This is a genomic window from Kribbella pratensis (assembly GCF_004366075.1).
Classification (GTDB): Bacteria; Actinomycetota; Actinomycetes; order Propionibacteriales; family Kribbellaceae; genus Kribbella; species Kribbella pratensis.
On sequence record NZ_SODU01000001.1, the window covers coordinates 595799 to 616369 of the forward strand.

The window sequence follows — 20571 nt, forward strand, 5'->3', positions numbered from 1 at the left end:
GGGTTGAGTGACACTGGGAACATGTTGCTCACCGAGGTGGTCGAGACGTCGGCGGCGCTGGCCGGGACCCGGTCGCGGCTGAAGAAGGCCGAGTTCATCGCGGCGTTGTTGTCCAAGGCCACCGAACCGGCCGAGATCGAGATCGTCGTGACCTACCTGTCGGGCGAGCTGCGGCAGCGGCGCACCGGGGTCGGCTGGCGGACCTTGATGGACGCGCCGGAGCCGGCTGCCGAGCCGACGGTCACGGTCGAGGAGGTCGACGCGACGTTCGCGGAGCTGGCGGAGATGTCGGGCACCGGCGTACAGGCCCGCCGACGGGCTGCGGTGGACGGGTTGTTCGCGCGGGCGACAGCGGACGAGCAGCGCTTCCTGCGGCTGCTCGTCGGGGGTGAGCTACGGCAGGGTGCGCTCGACGGTGTGATGGCGGATGCGGTCGCGCGAGCGACGGGCATTCCGCTGAACAAGATCCGGGCCGCGGCGATGTTGCGTGGGGCGGCTGCTCCCGTTGCGGTCGCCGTACTGACCGAGGGCGAGGCGGGGCTCGCGCAGTTCGGGCTCGAAGTCGGCCGCGGGGTGCAGCCGATGCTCGCGCAGTCCGCGACGAGTGTGGCGGAGGCGTTGGAGAAGACGGGTACGCCGGCGGCACTCGAGTGGAAGCTGGACGGGATCCGGATCCAGGCGCACCGGGACGGCGAGAAGGTCGTCGTCTACACGCGGACGCTGGACGACATCACCACGCGGGTGCCGGAGGTGGCGACCGCCGTACTCACGCTTGATGCACAGCAGGTCGTGCTTGACGGCGAGCTCATCGCGTTGCGGGCCGACGGGCGACCGGAGCCGTTCCAGGTGACGGGTTCGCGGACGGCGACCCGGGCTGCGACGGGACCGGAGTCGGTACCGCTGACGCCGTACTTCTTCGACATCCTGCATCAGGACGGCGAGGACCTGCTCGGGCTCGACGGTGCCACGCGACACGAGTGGCTGGCGAAGCTCGTGCCTGAGGAGCGACGGGTGCCGCGACTCGTGACCGATGACACGGAGGCCGGTCAGGCGTTCTTCGCAGACGCCGTACGCCGCGGGCACGAAGGCGTGATGGTGAAGTCGTTGACAGTGCCGTACGAGGCGGGCCGGCGCGGTTCGGGATGGGTCAAGGTCAAGCAGACGCACACGCTCGACCTGCTCGTGCTGGCGGCCGAGTGGGGTCACGGGCGGCGGACGGGCTGGTTGTCGAACCTGCACCTGGGCGCGCGGGACGAGGAGACCGGCGAGTTCGTGATGCTCGGGAAGACGTTCAAAGGGCTCACGGACGAGCTGCTGCGGTGGCAGACGGAGCGGTTCCAGGAGCTCGCCGTACGGCGGGACGACTGGGCCGTCTATCTCCGGCCGGAGGTGGTGGTGGAGATCGCGTTCGACGGCGTACAGACCTCGCCGCGGTACCCGGCCGGGATGGCGCTGCGGTTCGCCCGGGTGATCCGGTATCGCGAGGACAAGCGGCCTGCCGACGTTGATACCGTGCAGACGGTGCGCGAGATTCACCTCGGACCCGGTGCGGAAGAGAGTGTGGGCGATGAGTGAGGACCCGGATGTCGTGTCGCGCCGGATCGCGCGCGAGTCGCTCGACCGGGACGACCCGACCGGCTGGTTCGAGAACCTGTACGCCGCGGCCGCCGAGGGTTCCGCGGTCGTCCCGTGGGATCGCGGTACGGCGCACCAGTTGCTGATCGAATGGGTCGAGGAGTCCGCGCCGGACGGTGCGGGCAAGACAGCGCTGATCGTCGGGGCGGGCACCGGGTGGGACGCCGAGCTGATCGCCGACCGCGGGTACGACACGACCGCGTTCGACATCTCCCCCACCGCGATCGAGACCGCGGTCCGCAATCACCCGGACTCGAAAGTGCACTATCGCGTCGCTGATCTGCTCGCGCCACCGCCCGACTGGCCGCACGCGTTCGACCTCGTGGTGGAGATCTACACCGTGCAGGCACTCCCGATCGCCCTGCAGCCCGAGGCCGTCAAGCACGTCGGCGAGTTCGTAGCACCCGGCGGCACGCTGCTGGTCATCGCGGCCGCCCGCCCGGACGACCAGCCCGACGACGCCATCGAAGGCCCACCCTGGCCCCTCACGCGCGCAACCATCCAGTCGTTCGCCGGCGCGGATCTCCGCCTCATCCAACTCATCCAGTCCCCCAGCCCAGTCGACGCAACCGTCCTCCGCTGGCGAGCCGAATACCTACGCGACTGAACTCCATGTCCGACCTGCCTCCGCTCGTTCAGCGAGCCCTGGACGCGGCCAGTGAAGTCGGCATGCCGCTGCGGCGGGAAGGAACCGGTCCGTCTTGTTGCCTGCCGGACGTAGGCCGATTTCTGGCCGTGCTGGCGGCCGGGTGTATTGGCGGTTCGATCGGCGAGGCGGGAACCGGTGTCGGCTTCGGGGCGGCGTGGATGGCGTCGGCGATGCCGGTCGATTGCCGTCTGGTGACGGTGGAACTGGACGAGACCCGTGTGGCTGCGGCTCGGCGGGTGTTCGCGTACGAGCCGCGGGTTGAGGTGGTGCACGGGGATTCGTTCGACGAGTTGGAGCGGCGGGCGCCGTTCGATCTGCTCTTCGCGGACGGCGGGCGGCAGCCCGGCGGGATCGTGGAGCTGCTGCGGATCGGCGGGCGGCTGGTGAACGACGACGTCACGCCGGTGGACGTGCTGCCGGCTGATTCGCCGTACCGCGAACACGATCCGAAGCGGGAGTTCTTCTTCGGCGATCCGCGGCTCGTGGCGGCCGAGGTGGTGTTGCCGGACCTGCGGAATTCGCTGCTGGTGGGGACCCGAGTGGGTTGAGATTGCATGGGAACATTTGTTCGATAATCATGTAGACTCGGGTTATGGCGGGGCGAGGTGTGGTGGGGCCGACGGCGTTGCGGATGATGCTCGGGAGTCATCTGCGGGAGCTGCGTGAGCGCGCCGGCGTCAGCCGCACCGATGCCGGCTGGGCGATCCGCTCCTCGGAGTCGAAGATCAGCCGCCTCGAGCTCGGCCGGGTCGGGTTCAAGGAACGTGACGTCTCCGACCTGCTGACGTTGTACGGCGTGCAGGACGCCCGCGAGCGCGATCGGCTGCTGGGGCTGGCCCGCGAGGCCAACGACCCGGGCTGGTGGCATCGGTACGAGGACGTCACGCCTGAGTGGTTCGACTCGTATCTCGGGCTCGAAGCGACCGCCGAGCTGATCCGGACGTACGAGATCCAGTTCGTGCCCGGCCTCCTGCAGACCGCCGACTACGCGCGCGCCGTCGCGCAGCTCACGCCTGGCGGGGCTCGTACCGACAACGAGATCGAGCGGGTCGTCGCCTTGCGCACCCGCCGGCAACGGGTGCTCGACCGTGAGCCGCCGCTCAAGCTCTGGGCTGTCATCGAGGAGTCCGTGCTGCACCGGCCGATCGGCGGCACCGACGTACTGCGGAGCCAGCTCGACGCGCTCCGTGAAGCCGTCGCCCGCCCGAACGTGACCGTGCAGATCGTTCCCCTCGAAAGCCCCGGCCACGCCGCCACCGGAGGCGCGTTCAGCCTGCTCCGCTTCCCGCAACGCGACCTGCCCGACATCGTCTACCTGGAGCACCTGACCAGCGCGCTCTACCTGGACAAACGCGACGACGTAGAGGCCTACACCCAAGCACTGGACCTCCTGGCCTCCACCAGCCCGTCACCCCACCACACCCAACAACAACTAACCCGCCTCCTCGCGCGCCTGCCGTAGACCGCTCGCGCCCGACGGTCGTCGCTTGTGACTGATCCGTGGTGGTGGTTTGCGGAACAAACTGCCAGCCGGTGACGAAAATGTTCCGGGAAGGCGTGCGTCCGGGGTCCGAGCGGGTGGCGGTGGGTTGGGGAGGATTTTGTCCCGATGTGGGCAGGAGATCCTCCCCAGATTCGGCTCCCGGGAGGCGTGGCCGGCGGGCGGTGGCTCGGCAGCGGTGAATCCTGCTCGCCGCGCGGTGGAGCAGCTTGGTGCGGGGGTCAGACCTCGAGTTCTTCGCCGTGGGCGTTGATGGCGAGGTCGGGGTGGTGGAGGTCGAAGGCTGGGGACTCGGAGCGGATTCGGGGCAGCTTCTCGAAGTTGTGGCGAGGTGGTGGGCAGCTCGTTGCCCACTCCAGCGAGCGGCCCCAGCCCCATGGGTCGTCAACCTCCACCCGTGGGGTGCGGCGCGACTTGTAGATGTTGTACAGGAACGGCAACGTCGAGACTCCGAGGACGAACGCGCCGACCGTCGACACTTGGTGCAGCACGGTGAAGCCCTCGCCCGCGCGGTAGTCGGCGTACCGCCGCGGCATCCCCTCGACGCCCAGCCAGTGCTGCACCAGGAACGTCGTGTGGAAGCCGACGAACAGCAACCAGAAGTGCAACTTGCCCAGCCGCTCGTCGAGCATCCGCCCCGTCAGCTTGGGCCACCAGAAGTAGAACCCCGCGAACATCGCGAACACCACAGTGCCGAACACGACGTAGTGGAAGTGCGCGACCACGAAGTACGAGTCGTTCAACTGATAGTCCAGCGCCGGCGACGCGAGGATGATCCCGGTCAGACCGCCGAACAGGAACGTGACGAGGAACCCCACCGACCAGAGCATCGGCGTGTCCAGCGAGACCGACCCGCCCCAGATCGTGCCGATCCAGTTGAAGAACTTCACCCCGGTCGGCACGGCGATCAGGAACGTCATGAACGAGAAGAACGGCAGGTTCACGCCGCCCGTCACGAACATGTGGTGCGCCCAGACCGCGATCGACAACGCCCCGATCGCGAGCGTCGCCGCGACGAGGCCGTAGTACCCGAAGATCGGCTTGCGGCTGAACACCGGGAGGATCTCGGTGATGATGCCGAAGAACGGCAGCGCGATGATGTACACCTCGGGATGCCCGAAGAACCAGAACAGATGCTGCCACAGCAGGGCACCGCCGTTCGCGGCATCGAACACGTGCGCGCCCAGCGTGCGGTCCGCCTCCAGCACCAGCAGGGCCGCTGCCAGGATCGGGAACGCGATCAGCACCAGGATCGACGTGATGAGGATGTTCCAGCAGAAGATCGGCATCCGGAACATCGTCATTCCCGGAGCGCGCATGGTGATGATCGTGGTGATGAAGTTGACGCCACCCAGGATCGTGCCGAGACCGGCCATCCACAGTCCCATGATCCACAGGTCTCCCCCGATCCCCGGTGATCGTATCCCTCCGTTCAACGGCGCGTACGCCGTCCAGCCGAAGTCGGCCGCCCCGCCCGGGCTCAGGAACGCGCCGAGGGTGATCAACCCGCCGAACAGGAACAACCAGTAGCTGAACATGTTCAGTCGCGGGAACGCCACGTCCGGCGACCCGATCTGCACCGGCATGATGACGTTGGCGAACCCGACGAACAGCGGCGTCGCGAACAGCAGCAGCATGATCGTGCCGTGCATCGTGAAGAGCTGGTTGTACACCTCTTCGTTCACGATCTGTAGTCGCGGCTCGGCCAGCTCGGCGCGGATGACCAGCGCCATCACGCCGGCGATCAGGAAGAACGCGAAGGACGTGACGAGGTACAACTGGCCGATCACCTTGTGGTCGGTCGTCGACAACAGCCGGCCGATCACCTGCCCCAGTGGCCGCCGCCCCACCTCGGCAGCGGTCGAGGTGCGCTCGGTGACTCCGGCATGCCCGCTGACAGTGGCCATGCGCTCCTCCGTATTGCCGCTTCCCTTCGATTAGACACCTATGGATCGTGATCAGCTAGCTTTGGGGCCCGGCAGCGATCATCGCGCGTACGTCGGCCAGTCGCAGCGTCGCGGGGTCGACGTCCATCAGGCACCACGTCGCCCCTGCCTCGGCGTACGGGCGCGGATCGACCGACGGCTCCAGGGCCACCGCGATGTCGTAGTCGTCCAGATCGCCCCGAAGTTCACGCAGTACGGCGGCAGGCTCGGCCACCTGATCCGGTGACGTGAGGTTCACCGGGAAGAATCCGTCGTACCGCGCCGCCCGCCGGACCGGCTTCGCATTGCCCGGGAACCCGGCGAGCCACACCGGCACCTTGCCGGCCACCGGGCGCGGCAGGAACTGCACGTCGTCGACGAGGTAGTGCTTGCCGTGGTGGTTCACCGGCTCCCCCGACCACCCTGCGGTGAGGATGTCCAGCGTCTCGTCCATCCGCTCGGCTCGCCTCCGGTCGTCCACTTCCTCGCCGGTCCTGGAGTACTCCTGCGCGAACCGGTCGCTGCCCAGCCCGACGCCGAGGATCAACCGGCCGCCCGAGAGCCGGTCCAGGGTTGTTGTCTCACGCAACAACTTGGTCGGTCGGCGGCGCGCGATGGGTGAAACCATCGGCCCGAGCCGCAGTTGTTCCGTCGCGGTCGCCATCGCGCTCATCGTGATCCACGGGTCCGACACCTCGCGGATCGGTTCCCGCCACCACAACTGGTCCCAGAGGAAGAACCCGTCCCACCCGGCCTCCTCGGCCGCCGCCGCGAGCCGCGCGACCTCCCTCGGATCGGACAACTCGTCGAACAGCGGCAGCCAGATCGCGAACTTCATCAGCGCTCCTCAGTGTGGGCGACGAGCTCGTCGACAAAGGTCTTCCAGTACGGCGCCGACAGTCCGTGTCCCATGCCCGCCAGCACTGCTAGCCGAGCGTCTGGCACCGCATCACGGATCGATTCACCATGCGGCAGCGGGAGCAGCGGATCCGCATCGCCGTGCAGCACGAGGACCGGCATCGTCAGGTCCCCGAAGCCACCGTTCCGCGGGCCGTCGAAGGTCATCGCGAAGTGGTTCGTCAGCGAGGCCTCGTAGTTCCGCGCTCGCGCCATGTCCTCCCGCACCAGCGCGCGGGCCTCGCTCTCGTCGAAGTGACCGGCCGCCTCGGCTTCGATCGACCGTACGACGTATTCCTCGACCGCAGCGGCGTCGGCGAAGTCCGGCGTACCCAACCGTGGCATGTCAGCCGATGGCGGCGGGAGCCCGTCGTCGCCGGTGCTCGTCGACACGAACGTCAGCGAAGCGACTCGCGACGCGTGGTCGACGCCGAGCATGAGCGCCGTACCGCCGGACATCGACTGCGCCACCACGTGCGCCCGCTCGACACCGAGCGCATCGAGCAGACCGACGGCGTCCGCCGCCAGGTCGCTCATCGCGTAGCCCGGTTCGCCGGTCGGGAACGACGTCGAGCGGCCGGTGTCGCGCTGGTCGTAGCGGATCACGAAGCGTCCGCGCGCCGCCAGTTCGGTGCACAGCCGGGCGTCCCACCAGAGCATGGACGCTCCAGCGCCATGGATCAGCAGGACCGCGGGATCAGCCGGGTCGCCGTACGTCTCCGCGCTGAGTTCGACGTTGTTGACTGCGTAAGTTGCGGAAGTTGTCATGCTTCGACCGTAGAAGCGGACGATCATCGTGAAAAGCGATTGATTCTTATCAAAGCGATCGCCATCGGCAATAGAGTGTCGGCATGTACGAGTTACGTCATCTGGCGACGCTGGCCGCTGTCGCCGACGAGGGATCGTTCGGCCGCGCCGCGAGCAGGCTCGGGTACACGCAGTCGAGCGTCAGCCAGCAGATCGCGGTCCTGGAGAAGACAGCCGGCGGTCCGCTGTTCGACCGGCCCGGTGGGCCGAAGCCGGTCCGGATCACCCCGCTGGGCACCGTCGTCCTGCAGCACGGACGTGAGTTGCTGCGTCGCGCCGACGAGATGCGCGACGGGATCGAGCGATTCCGGGCCGGCGACAGCCGAATCGACATCGGCACGTTCCAAACCGTGTCGAACACGCTGCTGCCGCAGGTGATCCGCGGACTCCGCGACGCGCATCCCGGGTGTGACATCCGGCTGTTCGAGGAGGAGACCGATGATCCCGACCTCGCCGGGCTCGACCTGATGTTCTTCGACGGCCGGGGCGGCGACGGCATCGAGAACCTCAAGCTCCTGGACGACCCGTACTTCCTCGTCGCGAGGCCCGGCGACTTCCCGGCCGGGCCGGTCGCACTCGAGAGGCTCGACGGACTGTCGCTGGTCGCGCATCCCGCGATCTGCCACCAGGCCGTCATCGAAGACTTCCTGAACGCCCGCGGCATCCGCCCGCAGGTCGTGTTCCGCACCGAGGGCAACGAGGCACTACTCGCGATGGTCCGTGCGGGCCTCGGGGCGGCATTGATGCCGCGTCTCGCCGTACTCCGCGACGACGAGAGTCTGGCGCTGCATCAACTCACGCCAGAACTCCCGCCGCGGGAGATCGTCTTGCTGTGGCAGGCCGGCCGCACGCACTCACCGCTTGCGGCGCACGCGATCGAGCTCGCGCAGAGTGCGGCGGCCGCCCTGATCTAGCTGGCCTAACTGACGGTCAGGACCTTCGAGGCCGTCTGCGTGCCCTGGTGGTCAGCGTCCGCCAGCCACACCACGCGGTACGTGTACGTGCCGCGTGCGGTCGGCTTGATCGAGAACGCGTACTTCCCGTTCGTCGTCAGCTTCCCGGTCGTCACGGCAACCCACGACGTACCGGAGCGACGCTGCAGGTACGCCGTCGTACCCGCATGGGGCGGATTCAAATAGCCGTACAGCAAGGTCGATCCGCCGAGCCTGATCGCCGCCGGAGTCAGGTACGCCGACATCGCCGGATGGACCTGCACGAGCGCCGCCGCGCTCCGCGTCCCGAGCACGCCGGTGGCTCCGTTGTAGCCCCACATGTAGTACGTCGACACCGCCGGCTTCTGCGTCGCCTTCGCCACACCGTTGGCGTCGGAGGTGAACGTGCCGACCGTCGACCACTTGCTGGCGTTCTTCGCCTTCGAGTACAGCACCACCGGTACGCCGGCCAGCTTGGCGCCGTCCAGCCGGGTCACGGCCGTCGAGAGCGTCACCGCGCCGGTGTACATGATGGAGGCCGCGCTCGCCCCGATCGTCGCCTTCGAACCGACCAGCCGTACGTCGACGCCCGGGCCGATCTTGCCCTTGCTGTCCTTGACCCACACGCGGTACGCGTAGCTGGCCGAGTTCGCCAGCCCGGTGTGGGTGAACATGCTCGCGGTGCCGTTGTAGATCGGCGTACCCGCCGTCGGCAGCTGCGGCGGCGTCGAGCCCGATGCGGCGCGCACCATGATCTGCCCGAGCGTCGTGCTGGCAGGCTTCGTCCACCGCAGCGTGGCAGCCGCGACCCCACCCGACACGCTGAAGCTACTCACCGGAGGTGGCGGAGCGGTCAGGTTCAGGTAGTTCTTGTCGATGTTCAGCGTCACGCCACCGTTGGTCTCAGTCAGGTTGGCGTACTGGTGGACCCGCTGGTGGTTGTTCCAGTAGGTATCCGGGATGTACCGAGTCGACCCGACGGGCGTGTAGCCCCAGTGCGCGAACCAGATGTTGTCCGGTCGCGTGTAGGCCGTGCTCGTGTAGGCGCTGGCCAGATCCGCGCCGCCCGACGAAGCACTCACGTACGCGCCGCCGAGGTAGCCACGCGAGTTCAGCTCTTGCGTCCAGCCGCTCAGGTACGAAAGCACGGACGCCTTGCACACGGCAGTCGACGGGTAGCCCTCGATGTCGCTGTAGATCGCGCTCCGCGGCGCGAACCCGAGCGCCTGCGCCGCGGCCACGGCGTTGATCGCTGCGTTCCGGCCCTGGGTGACTGCCGTCGACAGGATGGGCGAGATGCGGCTCGCGGCCGGGAACCTCGTCGTGCACGGCGCCTGCAGACCCACGTCGAGGAGCAGGAACTGCCAGCCCTTCGCGGCGTTCGTCGCGACCCAGTCCGAGGTCAGGTTCGGCTGCGTGGCGCACGTACGCACTCCGCCACTGATGTAGACGCCGATACCCTGATAGTTCGGCCGCCACGCGTCCATGGTGGACTGCGGCGGCGCGTCGCAGGCGTCGAAACCCTGGCCCGCGAAGTTGCCTGTTGCAACGATCGTGGGAGTCACGGCTGCCTGCTCGGCCACTCGTACCGACGACGTCTTCGTCACCACCCGGCCGGTCGCGAGCAGGTCGCTCGCCGCACGCTCCGACCCCGGCGCGTAGTACGCCGTCGCGAGCACGCCCGCGTCGGTGACCGCGCGACGGAGCAGTCCGTCGCTGGACGGCTGCGACGTGGTCAGCGGTTCCAGGATCAGGCCGGAGCTCCGACCGACGAGGTGCGCGGGGCAGTTGGACTGCGCCGTACTGCGGCCCAGGTACACGGCCGGCTGGTCGAGTCGGACACAGGTGGTTGGGTTGGCGGCTACGTCGACGATCGGCCAGCTGGCCGGGACGGTCACTTGGTAGCCGCGGTACGAGACGGTTTTGGTGTCTTCAGCGGTGGCCGGCCCGCTCAAAGCGATTCCGGCGACCAGGCCAAGGGCAAGAGCGAGCCCCCCAGGTCTGAACAACCTCACATTGCTCCCCAGTTCATCGTTGGACGGTGCCCCCAAGTGAAGGCGAGCGCCTGCGCTCCTGTCGAAGAGCATCCGGCACTCGCCTCGATGCCCAGATGCTATCGGCGCAGCAAGTTCAGCCGTCGGGCGGTCTATTTTGGATCGATCGGTCCATAACATGCTAGGCTCGGCGGCATGCCGAGACCGAGGACCTTCGACGAGGATCGTGCCGTGGATGCCGCGATGCGGGTGTTCTGGACGTCGGGCTACGAGGCCACCTCGACCCAGGACCTCTGCGCGGCGACCGGGCTCGGCCGGAGCAGCATCTACAACACCTTCACCAGCAAGCGCGATCTGTTCGACCGTGCTCTGCGGCGGTACGTCGATCGCTTCACCGCCGCCCAGCTCGAGGTCATCGAGGACGCGACACTGCCGATCCGCGAGCGGGTCCGGCAGATCCTGTGGACCGCGGTGGAGCCGGATCCCGACGAGCCGGCCGGCTGCTTCGTGATCAACACGATCGTGGAGCTCGGCCCGAAGGACGCCGAGGTCGCCGATCTCCTCGATCGCGACCACGAGGCGAAACTCGCTGCGCTGACGACCGCCATCCAGGCGGCGCAGTCCGCCGGTGAGCTCGACCCGGAGCAGGACGCGGCCGGGCTCGCGACATACGTCTTCACCGTTCTCGGCGGCCTGCGCGTGGCCGCCCGCCGTGGCGCGACACCCGAGAGTCAGCGGATCGTCGTCGAGGCGACGCTGCGCAGTTTCTGATTCCTGCCGGCTCTCGGTTCAGCACGCCGAGATTTTGAACCGACCGATCTAATATTGAGAGGCTCCGATGCCCCGCGCTGTCTACCTGCTCGGCCTGGCGATCTTCGCCCAGGGCACGTCCGAGCTGATGCTCGCCGGTCTGCTCCCCGAGATCGCGACCGATCTGAACGTCTCCATCCCCGCGGCCGGGTTGCTGATCTCCGCGTTCGCCGTCGGCATGCTCGTCGGTGCACCGATCCTGGCCGTCACAACGCTGCGCTGGTCCCGGCGCGCGGCGATGCTCGTCTTCCTCACGATCTTCGCGCTGACCCATGTGGCCGGTGCCCTCACCTCGTCGTACGGCGTGCTGCTCGCGACCCGGGTCGCGGGCGCCTTCGTGTACGCCGGATTCTGGGCGGTCGCCTCGGTGACCGCGATCGAACTGGCCGGACCGGAAGCACGTGCGAAGGCGGTGAGCGTCCTGGCGAGCGGTCTCACTGTGGCCACGATCGTCGGGCTGCCTGCCGGGACGTTGCTCGGCCAGTACCTCGGCTGGCGGTCGGCGTTCTGGGCGGTCGCCCTGTTGTCGGTCCTCGCGATTGGCGGTGTCGCCGCGACCATCCCGCGGGGACGCGGACAGAGCGCTCCCCGGCTGCGTCTCGAGCTGCGCAGCATGGCGAATCCGCAGCTCTGGCTCGCGTACGGGACGACAGCACTGTCGACCGGCGCGATCCTGGTGATCTTCAGCTACCTCGCTCCCCTGCTCACCGAGACCACCGGGCTGTCCGCGGCCTGGGTGCCGGTGATCCTGGCGCTGTACGGCGTCGGCGCGCTGGTCGGGATCACGATCAGCGGACGCACCGCGGATCGGCGACCTTTCAGCACGCTCGTCATCAGCCTGACCGGAGTGGTCGCCGCGGCGATCCTGCTCGCGCTCGCGACCGGCACACCGTGGCTCGCCATTCCCGCGATCATCGGTGTCGGGACGTTCGGCTTCGCCACGAACCCGGCGGTGAACTCGCGGGTGTTCGGCGTCGCCGGATCCGCGCCGACGCTCGCCGCCGCCTTCAACATCTCGGCCTTCAACGTCGGCATCACGGTCGGGCCCTGGCTCGGCGGCCTGGCGCTCGACGCGGGCGCGGGCTATTCCGCGGTCGGCTGGATCGGCGCGGGTCTCGGAGTGCTTGCCTTCGGCACCATTCCGCTCGCCGTCCGGGCCGCGGGCCGGAGTACTCAGCCGGCGTACGAGAGCGCGAGCTCGACGACCGGCGCGTAGGCCGCGCGTCGGTCGTCCGTCCAGGTCGCGGCACCGCCGGCGAGGTCGTCGGTCGTCATGCGGTAGATCAGCGCGCGCACCAGCATCTGGCCCCACTCCGGCAGGTGCGCCCATCGTGCAGCCAGCTCCGGTTCGGCGGCGTACCAGCACAGTGCGTCGGCGACCGCGACTGCCGCCGCCCAGGACGGCGGTCGCCAGTAGACCGGCCAGTCGATGATCGCCGGCGGGAGACCGTCGGCGAACATCACGTTTCCCGGCAGATCACCGTGCACCACCTGCGCCGCCAGGTCCACCGGCCGCCACGCGGCAACGAGCGGCCCGACCAGGTCGACGTACGCCGGACTTCCGTCGACCGACTGTTCTCGCCAGGCGACGCGGTCGCCGTCCGCCCACGGATCGTGGCGGCTGTCGATGAACTCCGGCCGCGGCAGCCCGGCAACGGCCTCATGAAATGCGGTCGCGGCGGTAAGGATCTCGTCCTGCCGCCGCACATCCGTCGCACCGACCAGCAGCTCGCTGGCTTCCCATCCGGACGCGACCCACGCACCGTCCCGGGCCCGCACCGGCCGCGGTACCCGGAAGTCTCCGGACTCCGGCAAGCTGTTCAGCACCTCGGCGCGCCATCCGGACTCCGCGTCGGCGCGCTTGAGTACGACCGCTCCGGAACGCCAGGTCTCCCCCTGTCCCCCGGCCAACCGAACGGGCGGCTCTGCCAGGCCGAAGGCGTCCAGCACCAATCGCGACGGTCCCTGCATGACTGCACTCTTTCATCGCTAGGGTTGACGCGGCGGTGGGAGGCTGAATGGGTGGCGGTGCGAGGCAGGTCGAGGTCAGGCTCCTCGGTCCGTTCGGAGTCTTCGTGGACGGGACCGAGGCCCGCGTCTCGGCGCCGCGGTTGCGGGATCTGCTCGGGGTGCTCGCGCTGTCGACAGGTGAACCAGTGCCGATCGAGGCGATCGGACACCGGGTCTGGAGCGAGCAGCCGCCGGACCGTCTGCGCCCGACCGTACAGACCTGCGTCTCCCGGCTTCGCACCCTGCTCGGCCCCGAGGTCATCCGCGCGCATCCCGAGGCCTACGCGCTCACGCTCCCCCGCGAGAACATCGACGTACTCCGCTTCACCGACGAACTCGAGCGCGCACACCGACTCCCCGTGCCGGCCGATGAACGCAAGGCGACCGCGGCGGCGCTCGATCTGTGGACCGGCACGCCGTTCTCCGACCTGACGGCCGACTGGTTCACCACGGCCGCCCTTCCCGGTCTGGTAGAGCGCTATCTCGCGGCCCGGGAGCGGCGGATCGACCTGGACATCGCCGGCGGGGTCCTCGAGCCGCTGCTCGTCGAGGTCCACGACCTCACCGCGCAGTACCCGTTCCGCGAACCGTTGTGGGAGCGCCTGATCCGGCTGCTCGACCTCACCGGCCGCCACGCGGAGGCGCTCGCCTGCTACGACGACGTACGCCGTCTGATCGCCGACGAACTCGGAGTCGATCCGGGTGCCGAGCTCCGCGCTCTGTACGCCGAACTGCTCGCCGCGGACGCCCAACCCGACTCAACACCGGACTCCGGACCCTCCACCGACCCGCCCGTCGTCGTACCCCGGCAGCTCCCGGCCGAGAACAGCAGGGTCACCGGCCGCGAGGACGAGCTGAAGGAGCTCAACGAACTGCTGCCTGCGCCCGACGAGAAGGATCCGGCGACCGTGATCGCGGCGATCTGCGGCATCGGCGGCGCGGGGAAGACGAGTCTTGCCATCAGGTGGGCGCACCGGGTGCGGCACCTGTTCCCTGACGGCGACCTGTACCTCAACCTTCGAGGATTCGGTCCGGGCGACGCTATGCCGACGACCGCGGCGCTCCGGCTGCTGCTCGGCGGTCTCGGCCTGCGTGCCGAACGGATCCCGAGCGACGAAGCAGCCCAGTCCGCGTTGCTCCGCAGCACCCTGCACGGCCGGCGCATGCTCCTCCTGCTGGACAACGCGCGCGATGCCGAGCAGATCCGCCCACTGCTGCCCGCCCGAGGCTGCCTGGTGATCGCCACCAGCCGGGACCGGCTGCGCAGCCTCGTCGTCCGCGATGGCGCCCATCGCATCACACTCGGCGAGCTCCCACCCGTCGAGTCCGAGCGGCTGATCCGATCGATCGCGCCCGACACGCAGACGGACCATGTCAGCGAACTCGCCCGGAGCTGCCGGCACCTGCCGCTCGCACTCGCGATCATCGCGGAGCACGCCGCCGGACGGACGTCGCAACAGGTCGCCGAACTGCTCGCGCAGCTGCACACGGAACAGTCGGTGCTCGACACGTTCGACGGTGGTGACGAGGCAACCGATCTGCGCGCGATCTTCTCGTGGTCGCACCGGGCGTTGCAGGGCGCCACGGCGCGGTTGTACGAGCACCTCGGTCTGCTCCCCGTCAGCGACTTCGCCGTACCGGCCGTCGCTGCGTTGCTTGGGGCAACAGTTACGGACACCTGCCGCCTGCTCGCCCGGCTCGCCGACCTGCACCTGGTGGAGGATCTCGGCAACGGTCGCTTCGAGATGCATGACCTGGTCCGCGCACACGCCGCCGAAATGGGTCGACTGCGTCCGGACCGCGCCGAGGCGCTGGAGCGGCTGTTCAGCTGGTACACGCACACCGGCTACAACGCACGGTTGCTGCGCGACGACCGTGGATCCGACCGCAAGCTCCCTCCACCAGCAGCCGGCATCACTCCGCAGCAGTTCCCGGACGCCGCGGCGGTCGTCCAGTGGTACGACGACGAGCGGCAGACGCTCGCCGCGGTGATCCGGCTCGCCCATGCCACCGGCCACGACCGGCACACCTACGAACTCGTCGAGTCGTGCGAAGGCGATCTCAGCGGCCGCGACCTGGACCTGCTCACCGAACTCCTCCTGCTCGCCCAGGACAGCTGCACCCGGCTCGACGATCCCTTGCCCGAGGCCTTCATCAACAACACGCTCGGGCTGCGCTACATGGATCAGCGCGACGACTGCGAACGCGCGATCGTCCACTTCGAACGGTCGGTGGAGATCTTCCGCGCAGCGGGCCTCGACCTCCAGGCATCCCGGGGCCTGGGCAACCTGTCGGTGTCGCACGACATGCTCGGCCGGACGCACCAGGCGATCGACCTCGCGCACCAGGCGCTCGCGATCAAGCGGCGGCTCGGAGACGAACGCGGACAGGCGAACACGCTCGGGAACATGGCCGCGATGTACCACGCAGCCGGCCGCCTCGACGAAGCGGCCGAGGCCGCCGGGGAGGCGATCCGCTACTACCGCACCATCCAGAGCCACCGAGGCGAGGGCTCCGTCCTCGACACGCTCGCCGGCATCGAGCGCTCCCGCGGCCGGTACGACGAAGCGCTCAGCTGCCACCTGGAGTCCGTGCGCCTGCACCGCGACCTCGGGTTCCCCTGGGGCGAGGCCGTCGTACTGACGAATCTCGGGCACACGTACCACGCGGTCGGCCGGATCGCCGAGGCCAAGGCCGCGTGGCAAGAGGCGCTGATCATCTGCGACCGCATCCACGCCCCACGATCCGAGGACCTCGACCGTGAGCAGCTCGTCGCCCTCCTGAGTCAGGACTGACGGGCGCGCACAGCGATTCGATCGCACGCTTCCTCTTCGGGTGATGGACCGACGCACGGCTCCTCGCGAGTCGGAGTGCGCTGGCCGGGCGGGGGCGATCTAAACTTCCGCGGTGACTGATCTCGACCTGTTCGGCGACCTCGACACCGGGGCGCTTCCGGAGCGGCAGCAACGGATTCTGGTGGTGATCCGGGACTGGGTGACGCGGCACGGGTATGCGCCGAGCAGCCGGCAGATCGGCGACGCGGTCGGGTTGCGTTCCTCGTCGTCGGTGTCCAAGCACCTGGCCAGCCTCGAGGAGAAGGGGTTCCTCCGCCGGAGCCCGTCGGTCTCGCGGCCGATCGACGTCCGGATGTTCCTCCAGGAGCCGGCTGCCGGGGCGACGAGCGACGACAACGTGCCGGTGCCGGTGGTCGGCGACATCGCGGCCGGTACGCCGATCTCCGCGATCGAGCACGTGGACGACGTACTCCAACTCCCCCGCGGACTGACCGGCCGCGGCACCGTGTTCGGCCTGCGCGTCCGCGGCGAGTCGATGATCGACGCCGCGATCTGCGACGGCGACATCGTCGTCGTCCGCCAGCAGTCCGAAGCCCACTCCGGCCAGATCGTCGCCGCGATGCTCGACGACGAGGCAACGGTCAAGGTCTACCGCCGCCGCAACAACCACGTCTACCTGGAACCCCGCAACCCCGCCTACGAAGTCATCGACGGCGACAACGCCACCATCCTCGGCGTAGTCGTCTCGGTCCTCCGCAGCGTCTAACGCTTCACGCCGAACAACTGGTTGATCACGGGGGTGGATGACAGAAGCCAGGCTAGGAGGGCGGAGATGGCGAAGGTCGTGGGTAGGAGTACGGCGTACTTGAGCCAGAGGTTGGTGTGCCAGGTGACGATGAAGTAGGCGATTGCGAGGATCACCGGCTGGTGGATGATGAAGTAGGGCATGGCGGCTCGGGCCAGGCGCGGGGGTAGCGGCCGTTGGAGGGCGGGGGCGCGGAGGCCGAGACCTAGGACGGCGACCAGCCATCCCCAGACGGCGAGGGTGATGAGCGACGAGTACCAGGCGTACGGCCAGGAGTAGCCCGGGTTCGGCCACCAGCCGTCGAGGAAGTCGATGATGCCGGTGACGACACCGAGCACGAACGCACCGATGCCGAGAATCAGCCCTGGTACGGCGTCCCGTCGTACTGCGGCCAGGAGTCTCTCGTCCGACATCACCAGATACCCGACGACGAAGAAGTCGAAGAAGAACACGAACTCGCCCCACCCATGCTCCGGACCGGGCGCAGCGAGCAGCACCAGGTGAATCGGCACGAGTGGTACGGCGAGGAGCAGGACCGACCCGCGCCGCTGACACCGTCGCGCAATCCAGTCGGTCTTACCGCGCAGCAACAGGAACACCGGCAGTCCGAGTACGGCGAACTGGATCAGATAGATCAGGAACCACAGGTGGTAGGTGTCGCGTAACCACAGCGGCGCATCGCCGGCCAGATCGCTGAAGAACGTCCCCGCATCGCCGAGGAACGAGGACGTCGACCGGCCCTTGTGATGCTCCTCGATGAAGTACTGCAGCGGTGAGAGCAGCACGTACGAGACGACGAACGGGACGAGCAACCGCAAAGAGCGCTCTCGGAGGAACTCGAGCGCGCTCCGCCACCGCAGCGCCAGCCACGCGGCGGAGCCGGAGATCATGAAGAAGAACGCCAGCCCCCACAACCCCAGGAACGCGATCGCGACCGAGATCCCCTCGCTCGTCTGCGCGTTCTTCACATGCCAGTCGCCGTCGTCGAACGGCCGCAGGGTGTGGAACACGAAAACCCCGAACACCGCGATCACACGCAACCAGTCGAGAAACCACAACCGTTCGCCCCGCCCCTCCGCACCCATGGAGCAAGGATGGTGGCTCAGCGGGCCAGGCGCTCCTTGAGCAACCCGAGCTGTGCCGGATTGGCGGTCAACTCGGCGGCACGCTCGTCGGCGTCATGGGCCTCGGCAGTGCGGCCGAGGTCGCGGAGGAGCTGTGCGCGAGTTGCGTGGAACAGGGAGTACTGCTGGAGGCCGGCGGTCATTCCGTCGAGCTCTGCGAGGGCGGCTGCAGGTCCGCGAACGTAGGACAGCGCGATGGCTCGATGCAGACCGGCGACGGGTGTCGGCTGCAGCGTCAGGAGCATGTCGTAGAGGACGAGGATCTGCGGCCAGTCCGTCTCGGCCCAGGTGGGTGCCTCGCTGTGACAGGCGGCGATCGCGGCCTGCAGCTGGTACGGGCCGGGTGCGCGGTGCCTGCGGGCGGTGCGCATGAGGAGAGCGGTTGCGTCGGCGATCGCCGCGTGGTCCCACGACGTACGGTCCTGGTCCTCGAGGAGGATGAGGTCGCCGGCCGGCGTGAAGCGGGCCGCCGTACGGGCTCGATGCAGTCTGATCAGGGCGAGCAGGCCGGCTACCTCGGGTTCGTTCGGCAGGAGGCCGTGGAGCAGCGCGGTCAGCCATTCGGCGTCGTCGACGAGATCGCGCGAGTGAGAGCGTTCCGCCGTACTCGACAGGTAGCCCTCGTTGAAGAGCAGGTAGATGACCGTCAGTACTTCGTTGAGACGGTCGGGGAGCTCGTCGTCGCGCGGGATCCGGTACGGGATGCCGGCGTCGGTGATCTTGCGCTTCGCCCGCGTGATCCGCTGCGCGACGGCGGACTCGGATGCCAGGAACGCGGCCGCGATCTGGGCGGTCGTCAGACCACACACCACCCGGAGCGTCAGCGCCACCTGAGCCTCGCGTGCCAACGCCGGGTGGCAGCAGGTGAAGATCAAGCGCAGCCGGTCATCCGCCGGCGGCTGCTCCAACGGTTGCAGGAGCGCGAGTTTCGCGCGGTAGTTCTGCTGCCGACGCAGTACGTCGAGACCGCGGCGCTTCGCGACCGTGAACAGCCACGCGTCCGGTCGCTCCGGAATACCTTCGACCGGCCAGCGCTTCAGCGCGATCTCGACGGCGTCCTGGACCAGGTCCTCGGCGGCGGAGAAGTCCCCGAGCAGCGACACCAACGCCCCGGCCAACCGCCCCGCGTGGTCACGCACCACGCGGGCCAATTCGTCTTCGGTACTCACATCTCGGCGACCGGCCGGATCTCGATCACCGGGCAGGCCGGCCAGGTCTTCACCATCCGCAGCGCCTCGTCGAGATCCTCGACGTCGATCTCGGTGAACCCGGACACGACCTCCTTGCCCTCGATGAACGGCCCGTCGGTGGTCAGCTGCCCGCTGTCCAGCCGGACCGTCGTCGCGGTCTCCCGGCCTTGCAGCTTGCTCCCCCGGTTGGTGATCTTGTCCGCGTGGTCGTCGAACCACTGGTACACCCGCCGGTACGCCTCCTCCTTCTCGGCCGGCGCCAGGGCCGCGAACTCGGTCGCGAACTCTTCGGTCTCGATGAACATCAGCACGTACTTCACCCGTATACCTCCTTGAGGACAGTCTCGCTCAGGAGACGATCGGCCGGGGCCGCGATCCGACAATCTGCGATGGTGGGTGCATGAGACGTCCGTTGTTCGCCCGGATCTACACGCGGGTTCGGCCCGCCATGGACGAGCAGGGCGCGGCCGATCATCGGCGCCGGCTGCTCGCCGGAGCGCAAGGCCGGGTGGTCGAGGTGGGTGCGGGTGACGGCGGCAACTTCGCCCACTACCCCGCCGATGTGGTCAGCGTCCTCGCCGTCGAGCCTGAGCCCTATCTCCGAGCCCAGGCCACGCGTCAGGCCGCGACGGCACCTGTTCCGGTCGAGGTCGTCGACGGTATTGCGGACCACGTGCCCGCTGCAGACGCATCGGCAGATGTCGTCGTCATGTCGCTCGTTCTCTGCTCGGTCCCGGATCAGCAGACCGCACTCGCCGAAGCACGGCGGGTCCTGCGGCCGGGCGGCGAACTCAGGTTCTACGAGCATGTGGCCGCGGACGGCGGGCGACTGGAGACGGTTCAGCGGGTCGCGGACGCGACTCTGTGGCCGCTGTTCGTGGGTGGTTGTCACGTGCACCGGGACACCGCGGAGGCGATCACCGCGGCCGGCTTCGTGATCGAGGAAGTCGACCAGTTCGCGTTCCCACCCGGCCAGGTAACCCCGGCCAGCCCACACATCCTCGGCACCGCCCGCCGGCCCTGAAGACACCTGAAGTCAGTGGTGGTTGGGGCCGTCGTCCGAGGACTTTCCGGAGCCGTGCTTACCGGACGTCGACCCGCTGGTAGTGCTGGACTTGCCCGACCCGGTGCGGTCGCCGCCCTTGTCGTCACCGGGCTCCGTGGTGGCGGTTGGGCTCGGCGTGCGGGTGCGGTCGCCGCCGTGGTCGTCGGGGGTCGGGGTGACCTGCTCGCTCTGCGGCGTGATCGTCTCCGGCGGTGGGAACCACAGCGGCGCCGGAGACCGGCCCGGTGTCCCAGGGTCGAACGCGGACCACACCGCCGTACCACCGGCCACCAGGCCTCCCGCCGCAACCACTCCGAGCAGTCCGGTGCCCGCCCACGCGAGGTAGCGCCGGGTACGACGGGGCGCCGTCGCCTCGGACTGACCGGCGTGCAGGACCACAGGCCGTCGGCGTACGTCGTCGGCGTCTTCCGGGTGGCCGTTCATGACTCGAT

Annotated in this window: 19 protein-coding genes; 10 read left to right on the top strand and 9 right to left on the bottom strand. The window is 68.7% G+C overall.

Annotation, left to right across the window (positions count from 1 at the left end):
- Nucleotides 1-21: 21 nt before the first annotated feature.
- Genes EV137_RS02895 through EV137_RS02910 form a run of 4 tightly spaced genes read left to right on the top strand, consistent with a single transcriptional unit; the run spans nucleotide 22 to nucleotide 3746 of the window.
- Nucleotides 22-1575: an ATP-dependent DNA ligase gene (locus EV137_RS02895; protein ID WP_134126343.1), complete on the top strand. Its 1554-nt coding sequence runs from the start codon at nucleotides 22-24 to the stop codon at nucleotides 1573-1575.
- Nucleotides 1568-2242, top strand: coding sequence for a class I SAM-dependent methyltransferase (locus EV137_RS02900; protein ID WP_134126345.1), 675 nt, complete (start codon nucleotides 1568-1570; stop codon nucleotides 2240-2242). The genes EV137_RS02895 and EV137_RS02900 overlap by 8 nt, the downstream gene beginning before the upstream one ends.
- Before the next feature lie 5 nt (nucleotides 2243-2247).
- Entirely contained in the window at nucleotides 2248-2832 is a 585-nt protein-coding gene (locus EV137_RS02905; protein WP_134126347.1) for an O-methyltransferase, read from the top strand.
- Nucleotides 2833-2876: 44 nt separating this feature from the next.
- Nucleotides 2877-3746 (top strand): Sco1979 family transcriptional regulator, encoded by an 870-nt coding sequence (locus EV137_RS02910; protein ID WP_238175052.1) that lies wholly within the window; start codon nucleotides 2877-2879, stop codon nucleotides 3744-3746.
- A gap of 260 nt (nucleotides 3747-4006) precedes the next feature.
- On the opposite strand, the gene ctaD is transcribed toward EV137_RS02910, so the two are convergent.
- The 3 genes from ctaD to EV137_RS02925 are packed head-to-tail and all read right to left on the bottom strand — an operon-like array spanning nucleotide 4007 to nucleotide 7375.
- Nucleotides 4007-5692 carry an aa3-type cytochrome oxidase subunit I gene (gene ctaD / locus EV137_RS02915; RefSeq protein ID WP_134126349.1) on the bottom strand — a complete coding sequence of 562 codons (1686 nt, stop codon included), beginning with the start codon at nucleotides 5690-5692 and terminating at the stop codon, nucleotides 4007-4009.
- A 55-nt stretch (nucleotides 5693-5747) separates the two neighbouring features.
- Nucleotides 5748-6548, bottom strand: a complete 801-nt coding sequence (locus EV137_RS02920) for an LLM class flavin-dependent oxidoreductase (protein WP_134010008.1) — start codon at nucleotides 6546-6548, stop codon at nucleotides 5748-5750.
- A complete protein-coding gene (locus EV137_RS02925) occupies nucleotides 6548-7375 on the bottom strand; it encodes an alpha/beta fold hydrolase (protein WP_134126351.1) in 828 nt (275 codons plus the stop codon). Before EV137_RS02925 ends, EV137_RS02920 begins: the two co-directional genes overlap by 1 nt.
- A gap of 83 nt (nucleotides 7376-7458) precedes the next feature.
- Here EV137_RS02925 and EV137_RS02930 point away from each other — a divergent pair, with 83 nt between their 5' ends.
- Nucleotides 7459-8328 (top strand): LysR family transcriptional regulator, encoded by an 870-nt coding sequence (locus tag EV137_RS02930; RefSeq protein WP_134126353.1) that lies wholly within the window; start codon nucleotides 7459-7461, stop codon nucleotides 8326-8328.
- Nucleotides 8329-8333: 5 nt separating this feature from the next.
- Here EV137_RS02930 and EV137_RS02935 read toward each other — a convergent pair whose 3' ends face one another.
- Nucleotides 8334-10361, bottom strand: a complete 2028-nt coding sequence (locus EV137_RS02935) for a DUF1906 domain-containing protein (protein WP_238175053.1) — start codon at nucleotides 10359-10361, stop codon at nucleotides 8334-8336.
- Nucleotides 10362-10535: 174 nt separating this feature from the next.
- On the opposite strand from EV137_RS02935, the gene EV137_RS02940 reads away from it, so the two are divergent.
- Nucleotides 10536-11111: a TetR/AcrR family transcriptional regulator gene (locus EV137_RS02940; protein ID WP_134126357.1), complete on the top strand. Its 576-nt coding sequence runs from the start codon at nucleotides 10536-10538 to the stop codon at nucleotides 11109-11111.
- A 67-nt stretch (nucleotides 11112-11178) separates the two neighbouring features.
- Entirely contained in the window at nucleotides 11179-12366 is a 1188-nt protein-coding gene (locus EV137_RS02945; protein ID WP_134126359.1) for a Cmx/CmrA family chloramphenicol efflux MFS transporter, read from the top strand.
- Here EV137_RS02945 and EV137_RS02950 read toward each other — a convergent pair.
- Nucleotides 12324-13121, bottom strand: a complete 798-nt coding sequence (locus tag EV137_RS02950; RefSeq protein WP_238175054.1) for a TIGR02569 family protein — start codon at nucleotides 13119-13121, stop codon at nucleotides 12324-12326. The two genes, EV137_RS02945 and EV137_RS02950, sit on opposite strands and share 43 nt — an antisense overlap.
- 47 nt (nucleotides 13122-13168) lie before the next feature.
- Between EV137_RS02950 and EV137_RS41840 the strand changes: the two genes are divergently transcribed.
- A complete protein-coding gene (locus tag EV137_RS41840) occupies nucleotides 13169-15955 on the top strand; it encodes an AfsR/SARP family transcriptional regulator (protein ID WP_134126361.1) in 2787 nt (928 codons plus the stop codon).
- A 112-nt stretch (nucleotides 15956-16067) separates the two neighbouring features.
- Nucleotides 16068-16721 (top strand): transcriptional repressor LexA, encoded by a 654-nt coding sequence (gene lexA / locus EV137_RS02960; protein WP_134009995.1) that lies wholly within the window; start codon nucleotides 16068-16070, stop codon nucleotides 16719-16721.
- Here lexA and EV137_RS02965 read toward each other — a convergent pair.
- From EV137_RS02965 to EV137_RS02975, 3 genes are read right to left on the bottom strand one after another with little or no spacing between them, the layout of a single operon-like run.
- Nucleotides 16718-17845 carry an acyltransferase family protein gene (locus EV137_RS02965; RefSeq protein WP_134126363.1) on the bottom strand — a complete coding sequence of 376 codons (1128 nt, stop codon included), beginning with the start codon at nucleotides 17843-17845 and terminating at the stop codon, nucleotides 16718-16720. The genes lexA and EV137_RS02965 overlap by 4 nt on opposite strands.
- Before the next feature lie 17 nt (nucleotides 17846-17862).
- Complete coding sequence (locus tag EV137_RS02970) at nucleotides 17863-19053, bottom strand: RNA polymerase sigma factor (protein ID WP_134126365.1); 1191 nt, start codon at nucleotides 19051-19053, stop codon at nucleotides 17863-17865.
- Entirely contained in the window at nucleotides 19050-19394 is a 345-nt protein-coding gene (locus EV137_RS02975) for a YciI family protein (RefSeq protein ID WP_134009989.1), read from the bottom strand. Before EV137_RS02975 ends, EV137_RS02970 begins: the two co-directional genes overlap by 4 nt.
- An 80-nt stretch (nucleotides 19395-19474) precedes the next feature.
- Here EV137_RS02975 and EV137_RS02980 point away from each other — a divergent pair, with 80 nt between their 5' ends.
- The gene (locus tag EV137_RS02980; RefSeq protein WP_134126367.1) at nucleotides 19475-20098 is read left to right on the top strand and encodes a class I SAM-dependent methyltransferase; all 624 of its coding nucleotides are present in this window, start codon (nucleotides 19475-19477) and stop codon (nucleotides 20096-20098) included.
- 12 nt (nucleotides 20099-20110) lie between these two features.
- Here EV137_RS02980 and EV137_RS02985 read toward each other — a convergent pair whose 3' ends face one another.
- Complete coding sequence (locus tag EV137_RS02985) at nucleotides 20111-20563, bottom strand: hypothetical protein (protein ID WP_134126369.1); 453 nt, start codon at nucleotides 20561-20563, stop codon at nucleotides 20111-20113.
- Nucleotides 20564-20571 lie beyond the last annotated feature (8 nt).

Bases quoted from the DNA above. Each gene is read 5' to 3' on its own strand.
- EV137_RS02895 (WP_134126343.1), top strand. From the start codon at position 22: ATGTTGCTCACCGAGGTGGTCGAGACGTCGGCGGCGCTGGCCGGGACC.
- EV137_RS02900 (WP_134126345.1), top strand. From the start codon at position 1,568: ATGAGTGAGGACCCGGATGTCGTGTCGCGCCGGATCGCGCGCGAGTCG.
- EV137_RS02905 (WP_134126347.1), top strand. From the start codon at position 2,248: ATGTCCGACCTGCCTCCGCTCGTTCAGCGAGCCCTGGACGCGGCCAGT.
- EV137_RS02910 (WP_238175052.1), top strand. From the start codon at position 2,877: ATGGCGGGGCGAGGTGTGGTGGGGCCGACGGCGTTGCGGATGATGCTC.
- ctaD (WP_134126349.1), bottom strand. From the start codon at position 5,692: ATGGCCACTGTCAGCGGGCATGCCGGAGTCACCGAGCGCACCTCGACC.
- EV137_RS02920 (WP_134010008.1), bottom strand. From the start codon at position 6,548: ATGAAGTTCGCGATCTGGCTGCCGCTGTTCGACGAGTTGTCCGATCCG.
- EV137_RS02925 (WP_134126351.1), bottom strand. From the start codon at position 7,375: ATGACAACTTCCGCAACTTACGCAGTCAACAACGTCGAACTCAGCGCG.
- EV137_RS02930 (WP_134126353.1), top strand. From the start codon at position 7,459: ATGTACGAGTTACGTCATCTGGCGACGCTGGCCGCTGTCGCCGACGAG.
- EV137_RS02940 (WP_134126357.1), top strand. From the start codon at position 10,536: ATGCCGAGACCGAGGACCTTCGACGAGGATCGTGCCGTGGATGCCGCG.
- EV137_RS02945 (WP_134126359.1), top strand. From the start codon at position 11,179: ATGCCCCGCGCTGTCTACCTGCTCGGCCTGGCGATCTTCGCCCAGGGC.
- EV137_RS02950 (WP_238175054.1), bottom strand. From the start codon at position 13,121: ATGCAGGGACCGTCGCGATTGGTGCTGGACGCCTTCGGCCTGGCAGAG.
- EV137_RS41840 (WP_134126361.1), top strand. From the start codon at position 13,169: ATGGGTGGCGGTGCGAGGCAGGTCGAGGTCAGGCTCCTCGGTCCGTTC.
- EV137_RS02965 (WP_134126363.1), bottom strand. From the start codon at position 17,845: ATGGGTGCGGAGGGGCGGGGCGAACGGTTGTGGTTTCTCGACTGGTTG.
- EV137_RS02980 (WP_134126367.1), top strand. From the start codon at position 19,475: ATGAGACGTCCGTTGTTCGCCCGGATCTACACGCGGGTTCGGCCCGCC.
- EV137_RS02985 (WP_134126369.1), bottom strand. From the start codon at position 20,563: ATGAACGGCCACCCGGAAGACGCCGACGACGTACGCCGACGGCCTGTG.